The 15,877-nt window shown below is 67.5% G+C and carries 14 protein-coding genes; 5 read left to right on the top strand and 9 right to left on the bottom strand.

Annotated elements, in window-relative coordinates:
* Window positions 1–287: 287 nt before the first annotated feature.
* Window positions 288–884 (bottom strand): peptidylprolyl isomerase, encoded by a 597-nt coding sequence (locus DESPIGER_RS06870; RefSeq protein WP_156831647.1) that lies wholly within the window; start codon window positions 882–884, stop codon window positions 288–290.
* A 399-nt stretch (window positions 885–1,283) separates the two neighbouring features.
* On the opposite strand from DESPIGER_RS06870, the gene DESPIGER_RS06865 reads away from it, so the two are divergent.
* From DESPIGER_RS06865 to DESPIGER_RS06850, 4 genes are all read left to right on the top strand, one after another.
* Window positions 1,284–1,982 carry a Bax inhibitor-1/YccA family protein gene (locus DESPIGER_RS06865; RefSeq protein WP_072334773.1) on the top strand — a complete coding sequence of 233 codons (699 nt, stop codon included), beginning with the start codon at window positions 1,284–1,286 and terminating at the stop codon, window positions 1,980–1,982.
* Window positions 1,983–2,375: 393 nt separating this feature from the next.
* A complete protein-coding gene (locus DESPIGER_RS06860; RefSeq protein ID WP_072334771.1) occupies window positions 2,376–4,787 on the top strand; it encodes a ribonuclease R family protein in 2,412 nt (803 codons plus the stop codon).
* Window positions 4,784–6,403: a murein biosynthesis integral membrane protein MurJ gene (gene murJ, locus DESPIGER_RS06855; protein ID WP_072334768.1), complete on the top strand. Its 1,620-nt coding sequence runs from the start codon at window positions 4,784–4,786 to the stop codon at window positions 6,401–6,403. Before DESPIGER_RS06860 ends, murJ begins: the two co-directional genes overlap by 4 nt.
* 149 nt (window positions 6,404–6,552) lie before the next feature.
* Complete coding sequence (locus DESPIGER_RS06850; protein WP_072334764.1) at window positions 6,553–7,002, top strand: hypothetical protein; 450 nt, start codon at window positions 6,553–6,555, stop codon at window positions 7,000–7,002.
* 128 nt (window positions 7,003–7,130) lie between these two features.
* Here the strand turns inward: DESPIGER_RS06850 and mnmA are convergent, their stop codons facing one another.
* The 6 genes from mnmA to DESPIGER_RS06820 all read right to left on the bottom strand — a co-directional run bounded on the left by mnmA (window position 7,131) and on the right by DESPIGER_RS06820 (window position 12,605).
* Window positions 7,131–8,294 carry a tRNA 2-thiouridine(34) synthase MnmA gene (mnmA, locus tag DESPIGER_RS06845; protein ID WP_072334761.1) on the bottom strand — a complete coding sequence of 388 codons (1,164 nt, stop codon included), beginning with the start codon at window positions 8,292–8,294 and terminating at the stop codon, window positions 7,131–7,133.
* 100 nt (window positions 8,295–8,394) lie between these two features.
* Window positions 8,395–9,144 carry an amino acid ABC transporter ATP-binding protein gene (locus DESPIGER_RS06840; RefSeq protein WP_072334758.1) on the bottom strand — a complete coding sequence of 250 codons (750 nt, stop codon included), beginning with the start codon at window positions 9,142–9,144 and terminating at the stop codon, window positions 8,395–8,397.
* Window positions 9,128–9,928 (bottom strand): amino acid ABC transporter permease, encoded by an 801-nt coding sequence (locus DESPIGER_RS06835; RefSeq protein ID WP_072334755.1) that lies wholly within the window; start codon window positions 9,926–9,928, stop codon window positions 9,128–9,130. Before DESPIGER_RS06835 ends, DESPIGER_RS06840 begins: the two co-directional genes overlap by 17 nt.
* 104 nt (window positions 9,929–10,032) lie before the next feature.
* Window positions 10,033–10,773 carry a basic amino acid ABC transporter substrate-binding protein gene (locus DESPIGER_RS06830; RefSeq protein ID WP_072334751.1) on the bottom strand — a complete coding sequence of 247 codons (741 nt, stop codon included), beginning with the start codon at window positions 10,771–10,773 and terminating at the stop codon, window positions 10,033–10,035.
* 249 nt (window positions 10,774–11,022) lie between these two features.
* Complete coding sequence (locus tag DESPIGER_RS06825) at window positions 11,023–11,763, bottom strand: basic amino acid ABC transporter substrate-binding protein (RefSeq protein WP_072334748.1); 741 nt, start codon at window positions 11,761–11,763, stop codon at window positions 11,023–11,025.
* A gap of 149 nt (window positions 11,764–11,912) precedes the next feature.
* Complete coding sequence (locus DESPIGER_RS06820; RefSeq protein WP_072334745.1) at window positions 11,913–12,605, bottom strand: NYN domain-containing protein; 693 nt, start codon at window positions 12,603–12,605, stop codon at window positions 11,913–11,915.
* A gap of 226 nt (window positions 12,606–12,831) precedes the next feature.
* Between DESPIGER_RS06820 and DESPIGER_RS06815 the strand changes: the two genes are divergently transcribed.
* On the top strand, window positions 12,832–13,422 hold the full coding sequence (locus DESPIGER_RS06815; protein WP_072334742.1) for a GNAT family N-acetyltransferase: 591 nt from the start codon (window positions 12,832–12,834) through the stop codon (window positions 13,420–13,422).
* 278 nt (window positions 13,423–13,700) lie between these two features.
* On the opposite strand, the gene DESPIGER_RS06810 is transcribed toward DESPIGER_RS06815, so the two are convergent.
* On the bottom strand, window positions 13,701–14,819 hold the full coding sequence (locus tag DESPIGER_RS06810) for an autotransporter outer membrane beta-barrel domain-containing protein (protein WP_156831646.1): 1,119 nt from the start codon (window positions 14,817–14,819) through the stop codon (window positions 13,701–13,703).
* Window positions 14,792–15,847 carry a hypothetical protein gene (locus DESPIGER_RS06805; protein ID WP_072334736.1) on the bottom strand — a complete coding sequence of 352 codons (1,056 nt, stop codon included), beginning with the start codon at window positions 15,845–15,847 and terminating at the stop codon, window positions 14,792–14,794. Before DESPIGER_RS06805 ends, DESPIGER_RS06810 begins: the two co-directional genes overlap by 28 nt.
* Between the last annotated feature and the right edge of the window lie 30 nt (window positions 15,848–15,877).

Here is a 15,877-nt window from a genome sequence, read left to right as displayed (position 1 = left end):
GCGAGAGGGGTGCCCCCTCCCCTCAAGCTCCCCTCCCCCTCCCCAGCGCGCTTTATTACGCACGAAAAAAGACGCCGTTCGGCGTCTTTTTTTGTGCGATGGTCATGTCAGGTTCTCCGGTAGGCAGGCCGGAAGAAGAGCGGACGTCCTGTTTCCCGATATCCTCGCCCGACAGCCAGCGACGGGGACCTGCCATACCGATCAGAAGAAAAGGTTTTGGAAGGGTGGGGGTGTGGGGGAGGGAGAACCTTTTCACCGAAAAGGTTTCCCGCCCCCGCATCTTCTCTTTATTCCACGATGGTGGCGCGCTTGATGATGACGGGCTGCATGGGCACGTCCTCGTAATAGCCGCGGCTGCCGGTCTTGACGGCCGCGATCTGGTCCACCACGTCCTGGCCGCGGATGACCTTGCCGAACACGGCATAGCCCCAGCCCTGCGGGTCCTTGCTGCGGTGGTCGAGGAAGCTGTTGTCCCTGACGTTGATGAAGAACTGGGCCGTGGCCGAGTGCGGGTCGGACGTGCGGGCCATGGCGATGGTGTACTTGCGGTTGCGCAGGCCGTTGTCGGCTTCGTTCTTGATGGGGGCGCGGGTGCCCTTTTCGCGCAGGCTGGCGGTCATGCCGCCGCCCTGGATCATGAAGTCCTTGATGACGCGGTGGAAAATGGTGCCGTCGTACTGGCCGGCCTTGACGTATTCCAGGAAGTTGGCCGTGGTCATGGGGGCCTTGCGGGCGTCCAGACGCACGAGGATGTCGCCCATGCTGGTCTCCAGCTTGACCACGGGGTCCGGGCCCTGGGCGCGGATGTCCTGGGGGGCGGCCAGCAGGGCGCAGGCCAGCAGCAGGACGGGCAGCAGACGGGTGAAGAGCGTGGATTTCTTCATGAAGAGTTCTCCTTGATGATCTGTGGCACCATGCCGGTGCCGCAGGCGCACGGTAGCATGTGCCGGAGGGAGCGGCAAGGGAAGGGGCTGCCCGGCGCCTGCCATACAGACGGGACGCGGGACCGGGACGAGCCGGCAGCGGCAGGGGGAAGGAGCCCTGGCGGCACGGAAAAGCCGGGCCTGACCGGGCCCGTGCGGCGGGAGCGGGGCGCGGCCGTCATGCCGTCTGCCGGACATTCGGCCCGGCCGGAGGGATGCGGGGCTCCCGTGCCGTGGGCCGGACCATGACCGGCGGTCTGGCTTGCCGGGGCTTGCTTTTGCCCGGCATATCCCTATATGTTAAGCAAGGAATGAAAGTACGGCCGCGCATGCCGCGCGGCCAAATCCCGGAGGAAAAACATGACTGCTCGTACCATTGCGCAAAGCGCTGTGAGCGCCGTTTCCATCTATATGCGCCAGGTCTACATGTGGATGACCGCCGGCCTGGCCATCACGGCCGTGACGGCCTTTGCCGTGGCGTCCAGCCCCGACCTGCAGATGGCCATCCTGGGCAACATGGCGATCATGATCGCCCTCATCGTGGCCCAGTTCGGTCTGGTCATCGCCCTGAGCGCCGCTGTCCACAAAATGTCGGCCACCACGGCCACGGCGGTGTTCATCGCCTATTCGGCCCTGACCGGCCTGACCCTGTCCAGCATCTTCGTGGTCTATCCCATCGGCTCCATCGCCAATGCCTTCCTGACGGCCACGGGCACCTTCCTGGCCATGTCGGTGTACGGCACGGTGACCAGGCGTGACCTGACCGGCATGGGCAACTTCCTGATCATGGGCCTGTTCGGCATCATCATCGCGTCCATCGTCAACATCTTCCTGGCCAGCAGCATGATGGACTTCGTCATCAGCTGCATCGGCGTGCTGATCTTCACCGGCCTTACCGCCTATGATACCCAGAAGCTGCGCGTCTTCGGCATGAACGCCCCTGTGGACGACGCCACGGCCATGCGCCGCGGTGCCCTGCTGGGCGCCCTGGAACTGTATCTGGACTTCATCAACCTGTTCCTGATGCTGCTGCGCCTGTTCGGCGGCAACCGCGACTAGCGGGAAGGGTTTTTTCCAGCAGGGGGAAGGGAAGCCTTTTTCCAGGCTGGCGATGTCCGCAGGGCGTTCGGGCCCGATGGGCACGGCCTGCGGCCGCCTTCGGTGGCTGCCGGCGGTGAAAGTGGCTCGCTTCTCCACATCCCTCCTTCTTCCCAAGGGGCAGGGGAGGGGCTCCACGCCCTGTTGCAGAAGCAAGAGACATCGCTGACAGGGCCGGAGAAGGAGGGCCGCATGGCATGATGGCGGCCACCCCGTGCGATGACAGAGGGGCGGAAGGGTGACCTTCCGCCCCTCTTGTGTCTGCCGGCTTTGACAAGCGGGCCCGGGGCCCGTATGCAGGACGGACGGACATCGTGTGCAAACATCGCCGCCCTGTGCGGCGTACAAGGATCTATGAGCAAGAAAAACAACTATTTCGATCTTCCGGCCAGCCTTTCTGATACCGAGCTGCTGGAGATATTCCACGAACAGGAGCGCCCCCTGCGCCTGGATGCCCTGCTGCGGGTCACGGGCCTGCCGCGTGCGGCCCGCAAGATGCTGGAAGACCAGCTTTACGCCCTGGCTGACGAAGGCCGGCTGGTGCGCCTGCAGGGCGGGCTCTGGGCCCGTGCCGACGGCCTGCGCCAGGTGCGCGGCCGCTATATGGCCCTGCGCAGCGGCGCGGGCGGTTTCGTGACGCCCCTGGGCGACAACGGGCAGGTGGCCGGCCCGGACATCTTCATCCATCCCCTGCAGGCGGGCGATGCCTGGCATCGGGACATGGTGCGCGTGGCCCTGTCGCCGCGTTCGCATGCCCGCGGCAAGAGCCGGGAAGGCCGCATCGTGGAGGTGCTGGAGCGCGGCTGCCGCGAAGTGCCCGTGCATGTGATCCATGTGACCGGACGCCGTGCCCTGTGCCGTCCGGCGGACAGCCGCATGCCCTTCGATGTCAGCGTGGAGCTGCCCGGGGACATGGAGCGCCCTTCCGGCGGCTCGCTGCTGCTGGTAGCGCCGGAAAAGCGTCTGGCAGCCGACCTCTGGCAGGCGCGCCTGCTGCAGGCCGTGGGCCGGGAAGACGACATCGCCGTGCAGGAGGATCTGGTCAAGCTCAACCACGAGGTACCGCGGGAGTTCCCGCCCCGGGTCCAGGCCGAGGCCGACGCTCTGCCGTCCGCGCCCCAGCATGCCGACATGGCCGGGCGCGAGGATGTGCGCGCGCTGCCGCTGGTGACCATCGACGGCGCCGATGCCCGCGACTTCGACGACGCCGTGCAGGTGGAGGCCCGTCCCGGCGGGGGCTGGCTCCTGCGTGTGGCCATCGCCGACGTGAGCCATTATGTGCGCCCGCGCTCGGCGCTGGATACCGAAGCCCTGGCGCGCGGCAATTCCTGGTATTTCCCCACGTCGGTGGAGCCCATGCTGCCGCCCGCCCTGTGCGACGGCCTGTGCAGCCTGCGCCCTGACGAGGACCGGCTGGCCATGCTGGCCGAGATCCCCTTTTCCGCCACCGGGCAGCCGGGCAAACCGCGCTTCGCGGCGGTGGTCATGCGCTCGGCGGCCCGCCTGACCTACGATCAGGTCAAGGCCTGCCTGCTGGACAGGGACGGGCAGGCCCGTGCCGCGCTGGCCGCGGGACCGCGCGGGCAGGAAGTGCTGGACATGCTGGAGACGGCTTTCGGACTGTACCGTTGCCTGCGCGAGGCCCGGCAGCGCCGGGGCAGCCTGGATTTCGACCTGCCGGAACCGGAATACAGCTTTGACGGCAAGGGCCGCCTGCTGCGCGTGTCCCGCCGTGTGCGCCATGACGCGCACCGCCTCATCGAGGAATTCATGATCGCGGCCAACGAAGCCGTGGCCCGCCATCTGGGCGGCCTGAAAGCCGACGGCAGCGTGGAGGGCGCCCCGAAGGAGCCCTTCCTCTACCGCGTGCATCCCCAGCCCGATCCCGAGCGGCTGGAGAGCCTGTTCGATTCCCTGGAAGCCATCGACCCCGCTCTGGTGCCCGTGAAGCCCTCGGCCTCGGCCCTGCAGGGCATCCTGCGGGACGTGCAGGGCTCTGACCGGGAGTTCCTGGTGGGGCGCCTGTGCCTGCGGGCTATGCCCCAGGCCCGCTACCAGCCGGAGAACGAAGGCCACTTCGGTCTGGCGTCCCGTGCCTACTGCCATTTCACTTCGCCCATCCGCCGCTATGCCGACCTGCTGGTGCACCGGGCGCTCAAGGCCAGCCTGGGCCTGTACGGCGGCGCCCTGCCCGCCGGGCAGAAGCTGCTGCGCGTGGCCGACCAGCTCAACCGCCGCGAGCGGGACGCCCTGGACTGCGAGCGCGAGATGGCCCGGCGTCTGGCCTGCATGGCCCTTGAGGGCCGCGTGGGCGAGCGCTTCCGGGGCGTGGTGGCCGGCGTCAACGACTTCGGCCTGTTCGTGGAACTGAGCGAGATGCCCGTGGAAGGCATGATCCGCGTGGAGGATCTGGGCGACGACTGGTACGACTTCGATGCCCGCCGCCAGTGTCTGGTGGGGCAGCGCTCGGGCCTGTGCTGGAGCATGGGCCAGTCCCTGGAGGTGGTGCTGGCCGAGGTGCACAGCGGCCGTCTGGAGATCCGCCTGCTGCCCACGGAGCTGGGCGTGGCGGCCCGCCGCGGCGGACGAGTGTCGCGCGGGCGGCAGGGACGGCCGGGCAAGGCTCCGGCCCGTCATGCCAAATTGCCGCATCAGCGCCGGGGCCGTGACCGCGACGGGCAGCGCCCCGTGCGCGGCAAAGGCCAGGCCCGCCGGGACGGGGATCGCGGGGGGCGGCGTCCCGCGGGACGGGGGAGACGCGGATGAGCTTTTTCTCGCAAAAACAGCGCATGGGCGCGGCGGCCCTGATCCTGGCCGCCAGCACCATCCTCTCCCGCCTCATGGGACTGGTGCGCGACAAGGTCATCTCCTGGCAGTTCGGCGCGGGCAGTGAAGCGGACATGTACTTCGCGGCCTTCGTGGTGCCGGACATCATCAACCACCTGCTGGCCGGGGGCATCATGGCCATCACCATCATCCCCCTGCTGTCCCGGCGCTTCCAGGAGGACGAGGACGACGGCTGGCGCTTTTTCTCCTGCATCTTCTGCTGGATGGTGGTGGCCTCGCTGCTGGTGACGGGGGCGGGCATGCTGGGCGCCGAAGAGCTGGCCCGCATCACGGCCCCGGGCTTCGATGCCGCCCAGACGGCGCGGCTGGCCTTTTTCATGCGCATCATCCTGCCCGCGCAGGTCTTCTTCCTGTGCGGGGCCTGCGTCACGGCCCTGCTCTACATGCGGCGGCAGTTCCGCGTGCCCGCGCTGGCGCCCCTGATCTACAACGGCTGCATCATCGCGGGCGGCCTGCTGCTGCCCTGGCTGACGCAGGGCATGGCCCTGCCCGCCGAATGGGAACTGGGCGGCATGACCGGCTATTGCGTGGGCGTGACCGTGGGGGCCGGTCTGGGGGCCTTTCTGCTGCCCTTCCGGGTGGCCGCCGCCGGGGGGCTGCGCCTTTCGCCGGTCTTCCGGCACCCGCTGCTCAAGCGCTTTTTGATCATGGCCCTGCCCCTGATGCTGGGCCAGACCGTCATCTTTCTGGATGAGCAGTTCATGCGCGTGTTCGGCTCGCTGGTGGGCGACGGCGCCGTGAGCCTGCTCAACTATGCCCGGCGCATCATGCAGGTGCCGGTGGGCCTCATGGGACAGGCGGCCGCCGTGGCCTCCTATCCCTTCCTGGTCTCCCTGCTGACCAGTGGCGAGAAGGAGCGCTTCGACCAGACCCTGAGCGCGGCCCTGCGGGCCAGCGTGGGCCTCATCATCCCCTGCGCCCTCTGGATGGGCGTGGCCGCCCGGCCCATCATGGGCGTCATCTTCCAGGGCGGCCGCTTCGGCCTGGCCGAGACCGTGGCCAGCACGCCCCTGTTGCAGATCATGCTGGCCGCCACGCCGCTGTGGATCGTGTACATGGTGCTGGTGCGCGCCTTCTATGCCGACGGCGATACCCTGACCCCGGCCACCACGGGCACGGCCATGACCCTGCTGGCCCTGCCGGTCTATTACTGGTGGGCCGTGCCCCTGGGCGCGTGGGCCATCGCCCTGACCTCGGCGGTGAGCGTCAGCGCCTATGTGCTCTGGCTGGTGGCCATCTGGGCACGACGGCAGGGCACGGGCGCCTTCGCGGGCCTGCTTTCCCTGTCCGGCCGGGCCCTGTTGTGCTCCCTGCCCGCCGGGGCGGCCTCCTGGGCGGCCCAGTACGGGCTGGACAGCCTGCGCGCCTCCGGGGTGCTGGCGCTGCCTGCCGTGGCCCAGGCCTGTCTGGCCTGCGCCGCCAGCGGTCTGGCCTTTGCCGTGGTCTTCCTGCCCTTGAGCTGCAGGCTGGCACCCGGCATACTGGAACCTGTCTGGCGGCGGCTGCGGCGCGGCCGTGCCCAGGGGCAGGCCTAGGGAGGACGACGCACTGTCGTTCTGGCCGGGGCTTCGGACAGCGGCCTGTCCCCCACAGGAAGGCGTGCCCCGGGCGGGGCGCCCGCCGCCATGCCTGTTAGCCCTGTGGCGGGCTGCATGGTTTTTCCATCACCATCGAGGAGACGAAGATGCAAAAAATACTGCTGGCAGGCCTGCTGATCCTGTTGCTGGCCGTTCCTGCGCCGGCCGCGGAGAAGGAAGTGGCCGGGGTCTTTTTTCCTCTGCCTGAGGGCTGGAGCGTCGTGGAGGAAAACACGTCCGGGACCACTTCCACGCTGCTGCTCCGGCAGGCGGACCGCCGGACGGCCATAGCCGTGATGGTGGCCGCCGATGCGGGCCTTGCCCCCGCCCAGATCGCGGCGGAGCTGGCCTCCGTGACCGGAGCCACGGCCGATCCCGTGGAGCGGGAGGGGCAGTACAGCTTCCCCATCAAGAAAGACGGTCAGGAGGGCGTCTGTTTCCTGGCGCAGTCCAACGGACGTTTCGTCCTGGTCAGCGTGCTGGGCGAGCTGCCCCCGGCCGCGCCCCTGCTGGAAGGCATGCGCTGCCCGGCTGATCCCGGCCTCGTGCTGCGCTGAACCTGCCCTGTCCTGAAAACGGAAAACGTCCCTGTGCTCTGTCACAGGGACGTTTTTTTATGGTCCGTTGCCGGAGCGGGATATTGCAAAATGGAACAGTCGGTCTGCCTCCCTCCCGGTCATCCGGGCTAGAACAGTTCCCGTACCAGCGCCCCGGCCAGCACGCGGCCCTGGTCATCGTAGATGGCGGCCACCTGTCCGGGGGCACTGGGGAATTGCGGTTCCGCCAGCGTGATGCGCAGGCCGTCGTCCGTGATCTCCACCCGGGCGGGGGTGGGGCGCTGGCGATGGCGCAGGCGGGCCAGCAGGGTGTCCGGCCACTGTTCGGGCGGGCAGAGCAGGTTGACGGGGCCGGTGAGGCAGCCGTGCATGCCCAGACGGGCCCTGCCGCCCACCACGAGGGTATTGTCCTCTTCCTGCTTGCGCAGCACATAGAGGGGCTCGCTGTGGGCGATGCCCAGGCCCCGGCGCTGGCCTTCGGTGTAGCGCCACAGGCCTTCATGCCGGGCCAGCGGGCGCAGCGCGGGGCGGCCGTCGCTGCCGGCCTCTTCCAGCAGGACGGGGCCGCCGCCGGGCAGGGACAGGCCTTCCGCCTGCCAGCGCCGTTCCAGAAAGGCCCGGTAGGCATCCTCTCCGGCGGGGATGAAGCATATCTCCTGGCTTTCCTGCGGCACGGGCACGTCCAGGCCCGCCTCCCGCACCTGGGCGATGCTGGCGGCCTTGTCCTGCCGGGCAAGGGGGAACACGGCCCGGCGCAGGCGCTCCAGGGGCACGAGGGAGAGGAAATAGCTCTGGTCCTTGGACAGGTCGGCCGCCGCGGCCAGCAGCGGGCCGGAAGGGCCCTCCTGCAGGCGGGCGTAATGGCCGGTGGCGATGCGGTCGGCCCCCAGGCCCAGGGCGGCGTCCAGCAGGGCCCCGAACTTGATGGCCCGGTTGCAGAGCGCGCAGGGATTGGGCGTCCGGCCCCGGGCATAGGCCCGCACGAAGGGCGTGACGACCTCCCTGTCGAAGACGGCGCGCATGTCGGCCACATGCAGGGGGATGCCCAGCTGCCCGCAGGCTGTGCGCAGGCCTTCCACCGCCTGACGGCTGGCAGGGGGCAGGGGCGCGTCCAGAGCTTCCGCCGCCGTGAGCAGACGGGGGCCGTCATGGGCCGGGCGCGGGCCGGAGGATGCGGCATCGGGCAGGAAGAGCCCGTGCAGGGCCAGGACGTCGTGTCCCTGTCCGCGCAGGCGCAGGAGGGCGCAGAGGCTGTCCACGCCGCCGCTGACGGCAACGGCCAGTTGTGTCATCAGAAGGTCTCCTTGGCGTCCGGCCGGGCCGGAGGAAGATGCGAAAACAGCCCGCCAGAAAAGCTGACGGGCTGCGGAAAACCTTGGGCCGGAAAGCGGCTTACAGGATCTGGGTCAGGAACTGGCGCAGGCGCGGATGGCGCGGCGAGTTGAACAGGGTATCGGGCTTGCCCATCTCCAGGATCTGGCCGTGGTCCATGAAGATCAGGCGGTCGGCCACGGTGCGGGCAAAGCCCATTTCGTGGGTCACGCAGATCATGGTCATGCCTTCTTCGGCCAGGCTCACCATGACGTCCAGCACTTCGCCCACCATCTCGGGGTCCAGGGCGGAGGTGGGCTCGTCGAAGAGCATGATGTCCGGCTGCATGGCCAGGGCGCGGGCGATGGCCACGCGCTGCTGCTGGCCGCCGGAGAGCATGGCGGGGTAGACGTTGGCCTTGTCGCTGATGCCCACTTTCTTGAGCAGCTTCAGGGCCATGGTCTCGGCTTCGGCCTTGGGGATGTTCAGCAGCTTGCGCGGGGCCAGGGTCAGGTTCTGCAGCACCGTCTTGTGCGGGAAGAGGTTGAACTGCTGGAAGACCATGCCGAGGTTGCGGCGCATCTCGTTGATGTTGTTGGACCTGTCGTTGATGTCCTGTCCGTTGACGATGATGCTGCCGCCGTCGATCTCTTCAAGACGGTTGATGGAGCGCAGCAGGGTGGACTTGCCGGAGCCGGAGGGCCCGATGATGACCACGCGCTCGCCGGGAGCGATATCGAGGCTCACATCCTGCAGGGCCGGGAGCTGCCCGAAGTACTTCCAGACATGGCGGATGCTGATGATGGGCTCGGTGCTATTTTTTTCTGTCATAGTGGTTGAGCCTCGCTTCGATGATGCTGACGATCTTGGAGAGGATGAGGGTGATGATGAGGTACACCAGGGCGACCACGGTGTAGGACTCGAAATAGCAGTAGCTCTTGGAGGCAAAACTGCGGGCGCGCTGCATCAGGTCGGGCATGCCGATGACGGAGACCAGGGCCGTGTCCTTGAGCATGGCGATGCATTCGTTGCCCACGGGGGGGATGATGGTGCGCCAGGCCTGGGGCAGCACCACATAGAACATGGTCTGCACGCGGTTGAAGCCCAGGGAGCGGGCCGCTTCGGTCTGCCCGTGGGGGATGGCCAGGATGCCCGCGCGGAACACCTCGCCCATGTAGGCGCCGTAGCAGAAGCTCAGGGCGATGACGGCGGAGGTCACGCCTTCCATCTTCACCAGCATGGAGATGGCGAAGTAGATGTAGAAGATCTGCACCAGCAGGGGGATGCCGCGGATGACTTCCACATAGGTGGAGGCCAGCAGGTTGAAGAAGCGGTTGCGCGAGATGCGCCCCAGGCCGGTCAGCAGGCCCAGCGGCACGGCACCGCAGATGGAGTAGGCCGTCACCTTGAAGGTGAGGAGCAGGCCGTCAGGCAGGAAGATGATGGCATCACGGTAGACCTGCGGTCCGGTGGTGCAGAGCAGCACCAGGGTGATGACGGCACCGCACAGGGCGATGGACCATGCGTTGATGAGCCGCCATTCGCGGGGGTTGGGGATGGACGGGCCGTCCGTCACCATGATGATGTTGCCTTTGCTTTGCCCTTCGTCTTTCATTGTACAGGTTGCCCCTTGTATGCGGGAACGCCGGAAGGGCCCGGAGGCCCTTCCGAACAGGTGTCACAAATTGGGGACCGGCGGGGCCGGTCGCGACGGCTGCCCTAGTCGGCAGTGCCCATCCATTCGACCTTCAGCTTGTTCTCGGTGCCGTCGGCCTTGATCTCGGCAATGGCCTTGTTGAGGCGGTCCAGCATCTCGGTGCGGCCCTTGCGCAGGCAGAAGCCGAAGTATTCGGGATTGCTGTGCTGGTAGGCGATGCCGAACTTGCCGGCGAAGTCGGCGCGCTTGTTGGCATAGTATTTGGCCACGGGGTCGTCACAGATGACGGCGTCCACACGGCCGGCGGCCAGGTCTTCGAAGGCCAGGCCGATGTCGTCGTATTCGCGGATCTTGGCGCCCACGTTGGCTTCCTGCAGCACGAGCACGCCGGTGATGCCGATCTGGCTGCCCACGGTCAGGCCCTTGAGGCCGGCCAGGCTGTCGATCTTCTTGCCCTTGGGCATGACCACGGCCTGCACCACGCCGTAATAAGGCTCGGTGAAGTCAAAGGCTTTCTGGCGTTCGGGGGTGATGGTGGTGGAAGCGGCCAGCAGGTCATAGTTGCCCGCGGCCAGACCGGCGAAGATGCCGTCCCAGGCCACATCGCGCAGTTCCATGTCATAACCGGCACGCTTGAGCACTTCCGTGGCATAGGCGATGGAATAGCCGGTGGGCACCTTTTTATCGTTCAGGAATTCCATGGGCGGATAGGTGCAGTTGGTGGCGACCACCAGGGTCTCGGCGGCCACGGACGTGCACATCATCATGAGGGCACACAGGGTAAGCGTGAGTTTGCGGAACATAATGCTGCCTCCGGAAGGTTGATGAAGATGTTCTGGCCTGAAGCTCGCGCCCGCATGCCAAAACCGGCCAAACTGCGTTTTATTAGCCGTGCAGGCCCCTGCCGTCAATACCCGGCGGGCGCCGGGGCGGCAGTTTTTCTGCCCGCGGCGCCTTCGGGCGGGCCGCACGGGGCCGAAAACAGGGGAAGGGCCCGCAGGCCCTTCCGATAGTACGATGGGATGGCCGGAAGTCCCGGCCGGGGAGGGCGCCTAGTCGGCGGCACCCATCCACTTGATCTTCAGCTTGGCCTCAGTGCCGTCGGCCTGCATGCTGGCGATGGCCTTGTTGAGGCGTTCCAGCAGCTCGGTCTCGCCCTTGCGCAGGCAGAAGCCGTAGTATTCGGGATCCTTGTGCAGGTAGGCCACGGTGAACTTGCCGGCGAAGTCGGCGCGCTTGTTGGCGTAGTACTTGGCCACGGGGTCGTCACAGATGACGGCGTCCGTGCGGCCGGCGGCCAGGTCTTCGAAGGCCAGGCCGATGTCGTCGTATTCCTTGATCTTGGCGCCCACGTCGGCCTTGCGCAGCACGAACACGCCGGTGATGCCGATCTGGCTGCCCACGGTCAGGCCCTTGAGGCCGGCCAGGCTGTCCAGCTTCTTGCCCTTGGGCATGACCACGGCCTGCACGGCGCCGTAGTAGGGGATGGTGAAGTCGAAGGCCTGCTGGCGTTCGGGAGTGATGGTGGTGGAGGAGGCCAGGATGTCATAGTTGCCCGCGGCCAGACCGGCGAAGATGCCGTCCCAGGCCACGTCGCGGAACGTGATCTTCAGGTTCGCGCGTTTGGCGATCTCATGGATGTAGTCGATGGAATAGCCGGTGGGGACCTTCTTGTCCGTCAGGAACTCCATGGGCGGGAAGGCACAGTTGCCGGCAACCACCAGGGTCTTGGCGGCCACGGGGGTGCACATCAGGACGAGGGCACACAGGGTGAGCGTGAGTTTGCGGAACATAATGCTGCCTCCAAAAAAAGGGGAAAGGGGCTGGCCCGGGCCGGGCACCATGCCGGACCGGCCAGCATGGGGTCGTCGTGGTCGAGCGGACCCCGTACCATATCGTATCTTATGCGGGAGGGGCGGCGGCGTCAACCGCCTGGCCGGTCTTACCAGCGGTTGCCCGGGGCGGGGCCGTCATCCTCGTCGTCCTCGTCACTGGCGCCGGGGGCCATGCGCGAAAGGGTGTCGCGCAGGGGGCGGGCCTGGGGCAGGGAGGATCCGGCGGGAGCGGCCGTTTCCGCATCGTCCTCAAGGCGCTCGTCCTTGAGGGCCTGCTGGAGGAACCAGTCCTCGCGGATGCGCCAGGAGGCCGCCGCCGTGTAGGCGGGCGAGGAATAGCCCACGGAAAGGATCAGGGTGCGGCGGGCATGTTCCTGCAGACGGATGAGCAGGGGCGTGAAGTCCGCGTCGCCGGACAGGATGATGAATTCGTCGAAATGGGTGGGGTGGGAGAGGTCATCCATGCAGTCCATGACCAGATGGATGTCCGTGCTGGTCTTGCCGCGCGTGGTCAGGGGCGGACAGTCCACCACCTGGAAGGCGCTGCGGATGAAATGGTAACGGAACTCCTGATAGCGCTGGGGGTTGAGATAGCACATGCGCTTCAGGATGCGGCGGCGCACGCCGTCGCCGTAGAGGATGCGCAGGGCGTGGTTCTCGATCCAGCGCACCCAGCGGTAGGGCGCGGTGCCGAAAGCCCGGGCCGCTTCGGGGTCTGCTTCAAGAAAACGGGTGTAGATGTTGTCAAAATCCACATACAGGGCGCTGTATACTTCGTCAAAACCGGTAAAACGTGCCATAATCTCCTCAATCGCGTATGAATAAAGTTGAGTTTACTTAGCGCAGCGGGGCCCGGGTGGCAAGAGGCGGCTTGAATTCGGCCAAAGCTGCCGCTATGGTGCCACCGTTCCGCAGTATGGCGGCGTCCGGCTGACGGTGCCGGAGCGCCCCGCGTCCACGGCAGCGCGGCCCCGCCTCCTGCCGGTGGGGGACGGGCCACAGGACTGCGGGAGGAGGAAGCCTGTTATGGATCTTTGTCTGCAGGTGGCCGGGGACGGTGATGTCCGCCCCATGCTGGCCATCTATGCCCCGTATGTGCGGGACACGGCCATCACCTTCGAGTACGAGGTGCCCACGGCCGCGGAATTCGGCGCACGCCTGCATCAGGTGCTGCCGGCATATCCCTGGCTGGTGTGCCGGGCGCCGGGACAGGTGCTGGGCTATGCCTATGCCCACCGGCACATGGAGCGGGCGGCCTACGGCTGGAACGTGGAGTGTTCCGTCTATGTGCTGGGCTCCGCCCGGGGGCATGGCGTGGGGCGCGCCCTGTACGGGGCCCTGCTGGAACTGCTGCGCCTGCAGGGCGTGGTCAATGCCTATGGCTGCATCGCCGTGCCCAACGAGGCCAGCGAGGCCCTGCACAGGGCGGCGGGTTTTTCCCTGCTGGGGCGTTTCCCGGCCTCGGGCTGGAAGCAGGGCCGCTGGCACGACATCGTCTGGTATGGCCGCTGCCTGCAGGAGGCGGGTGCGGGGGAACCCGCGCCGCTGCGTCCTTTCGGCAGCCTCGGGCAGGAAGTGGTGGACGGCGTGCTGCGCCGTCACGCCCGCGGGGAGTAATCGGATGGAATGATCGCCCGGAAAGATGGGGGGCCGTCACGCCCGCGCGGCGACAGGGCAGAGGGGGCGCCCCGGCATCCGCAGGGCCCCGGGGCCGGAGGATGCCCGGCGGGAAGAGATGGACGGAGGGCAGGCTGTGCCCGGCGCGGAGTCCGACCGTGCCGGCCGGAGCGTCCCGTCCACGGCGGATGCGGCGATGTCATGCAGGAGGCCGGATGTGTTCGCGCATCCGGCCTCCTGCATGACTGTGACCGAGAGGGCGGGCCGTCGTCCCGCTGTCAGAATTCCCAGACCAGGCGGGCCTGTCCGCCGATGCTCTGCCGGACACCGGCGGAGCCTTCGAGCCCCAGATCCACATGCAGGGAGCTGTTGTGCGGGTCCCATTGCAGGCCTGCCATGAACACGGCGCTGTCGCCGCGCATGGAGACCGAGGGCGCGTCCACGCCGTGATTGCTCAGTTCCGTGCGGGCCGTGCCGTCGAACTCGTGTTCCCAGGCCACGCCCGCGTAGGGACTGAAGCCCTGGAAGACCTCGTAGCTCAGGCGGGTGCCCACGCGGAGCAGGCAGGAATCCATGGGGTCGAAGCGGAAATCCTCGCCCATGATGCTGATGTCCTGCCCGTCCTGATGGTTCCAGAAAAAGCTGGCCCGGCTGTCCAGGCGCAGGCGTTCCGTGGCCTGCCACTGGTAGCCGAGACCGGCGAACAGGCCGTAGTAGGCCGTGGAGGTATCGAAATCCGCCGTCTGCTGCAGGGCACTGGCGATGTCCTGGCTCTGCCAGTCACCGTTGATCTGCCCCAGGCGCAGGCCGGCCTGCGCGTACAGGCCGGACAAAAGACCGGACGTGAGGTCGAAGCGGGACATCACGCCGCCGCCCGCATAGCGGACGCTGCCGGTACCGCAGACATCGCCCACGGAAAAGTCATCGCGGGTGCCGATGCTGGCCTGACCGTATTCGAAGAACGCGCCCAGCAGCAGGTCCCCCGCCTCGCCCGTGAAGCTCCGGGCCAGGCCGGCGGCCAGTTCCAGGCCGGTGCCGTCCGCCCAACCATCGTTGCCGTAGCGCTCCGTGCCGCCGTGGATGGCCGCGAAGGGCATCCACGCATCCTGTCCGGCAGCTGCCTTGCGGGCCTGCTCCAGGGCCGTGCCTTCCACCAGGCGCGCCCCCCGGTCGAGGGCCGCCATCTGGGCCACCCGGTACTGGTTGAAGGCCTTTATCTGCGGGTTGGTCCGCAGGCCGGTGATGGTCAGGCCGATGGCATTGCCATCAACCTGCATGCTGCCGTCGAAGAGCAGGGCGAAGCCCTTGGGCGCATCATGGACGACGCCGCCGTCGCGCAGGGCCAAGTTGCCGGTCCCTGTGCCGCGTATCAGCGTGTACCGGTCCCCGATGCGCATGCCCTGGCCCCCCAGGGCGCCCAGGACGCGCACCGTGCCGCCCTGCAGGTGCCCGCTTCCTGTTCGTTGCCCAGCGTCAGCAGGGTGTCCCCGGAGCGCATGCCGTTGGGCAGGGCCAGGTTGAGGTACTGGAAGGCCGCCACACGCCGGAGCGTGCCCTGCCAGCCCAGCAGGTTGAGGCTGTTGCCGCTGCCGGCAGCGGGCAGGGGGGAGACCAGCTGGCCCGGGCTGTCCGTCTGGGCGCTGCCGTAGACCTGGCCATCGATCTGTCCCTGGACCAGGGTGATGGCATTATAGCGCGCGGTGCTGCCCTGTCCGGTGCTGCTGGTATAGACGAGCCCGCCAATGATGTTGCCGCTGACCCGGCCGCCGTTGACGAGGACGGCATTGAAACTGGCATCGGCGGTCCCTTTGGTCGTCGTGGCGCTGCCGCCGACGATGCTGGTGACGGAACCGCCGGAGATGCTGACCAGGTTGTAGCGGGCCGCGCCGTCGAGATAGCCTGATCCGTGCCCCCCTATCACGGTGCCGGTCGTGCCGCCGTTGATGATGACGAGGTTGCTGTCGGCCCGGGCCCTGCCGCGGCCGCTTTCGGCATTGCCGCCCACGATGTGGGAGATGTCGCCACCGCTCTGGACCACGGTATTGCTGTTGCTGCGGGCGGTCTGGTACCCGTCGGCAAAACCGCCGTAGATGTTCTTGCTGATGATGCCCTGATGGACGACCACGCTGTTGTAGGCGGCATCGGCACTGTTGCCGTACCCCAAGCCGCCGAAAGCCTGCACGGCCTGGCCGCCGTTGCTGACGACCGTGCCGTAGCGGGCCAGGGCGTTGTCGCCGTAGTTCGTGGTGCCGTAGACATTGCTGTAGGAATCACCGGCCCTGATCACGGTATGGTGGTTGCTGGCCGTTCCGTCGAGGTCGGCACCCGATGCCGGACAGGCGGGCAGCAGAAGCAGGAACACGAGACAGAGCAGGGAAAGCCGGGGGGAGAGACCCCCATCGTGGAGGGAGGGGAGCGCGGTCATGGTGCCTCCTGGAGACACAGGGATTTGGTC

The organism is Desulfovibrio piger, from assembly GCF_900116045.1.
In the GTDB taxonomy this organism is placed as follows: Bacteria; Desulfobacterota; Desulfovibrionia; order Desulfovibrionales; family Desulfovibrionaceae; genus Desulfovibrio; species Desulfovibrio piger_A.
This window is presented reverse-complemented; position numbering and strand designations above follow the sequence as displayed.

Coding starts and splice junctions, on each gene's coding strand:
- DESPIGER_RS06820 (WP_072334745.1), bottom strand. CDS start 12,605: ATGGCACGTTTTACCGGTTTTGACGAAGTATACAGCGCCCTGTATGTG.
- DESPIGER_RS06810 (WP_156831646.1), bottom strand. CDS start 14,819: ATGCGCATCGGGGACCGGTACACGCTGATACGCGGCACAGGGACCGGC.
- DESPIGER_RS06830 (WP_072334751.1), bottom strand. CDS start 10,773: ATGTTCCGCAAACTCACGCTTACCCTGTGTGCCCTCATGATGATGTGC.
- DESPIGER_RS06870 (WP_156831647.1), bottom strand. CDS start 884: ATGAAGAAATCCACGCTCTTCACCCGTCTGCTGCCCGTCCTGCTGCTG.
- murJ (WP_072334768.1), top strand. CDS start 4,784: ATGAGCTTTTTCTCGCAAAAACAGCGCATGGGCGCGGCGGCCCTGATC.
- DESPIGER_RS06835 (WP_072334755.1), bottom strand. CDS start 9,928: ATGAAAGACGAAGGGCAAAGCAAAGGCAACATCATCATGGTGACGGAC.
- DESPIGER_RS06825 (WP_072334748.1), bottom strand. CDS start 11,763: ATGTTCCGCAAACTCACGCTCACCCTGTGTGCCCTCGTCCTGATGTGC.
- mnmA (WP_072334761.1), bottom strand. CDS start 8,294: ATGACACAACTGGCCGTTGCCGTCAGCGGCGGCGTGGACAGCCTCTGC.
- DESPIGER_RS06840 (WP_072334758.1), bottom strand. CDS start 9,144: ATGACAGAAAAAAATAGCACCGAGCCCATCATCAGCATCCGCCATGTC.
- DESPIGER_RS06865 (WP_072334773.1), top strand. CDS start 1,284: ATGACTGCTCGTACCATTGCGCAAAGCGCTGTGAGCGCCGTTTCCATC.
- DESPIGER_RS06850 (WP_072334764.1), top strand. CDS start 6,553: ATGCAAAAAATACTGCTGGCAGGCCTGCTGATCCTGTTGCTGGCCGTT.
- DESPIGER_RS06805 (WP_072334736.1), bottom strand. CDS start 15,847: ATGACCGCGCTCCCCTCCCTCCACGATGGGGGTCTCTCCCCCCGGCTT.
- DESPIGER_RS06860 (WP_072334771.1), top strand. CDS start 2,376: ATGAGCAAGAAAAACAACTATTTCGATCTTCCGGCCAGCCTTTCTGAT.
- DESPIGER_RS06815 (WP_072334742.1), top strand. CDS start 12,832: ATGGATCTTTGTCTGCAGGTGGCCGGGGACGGTGATGTCCGCCCCATG.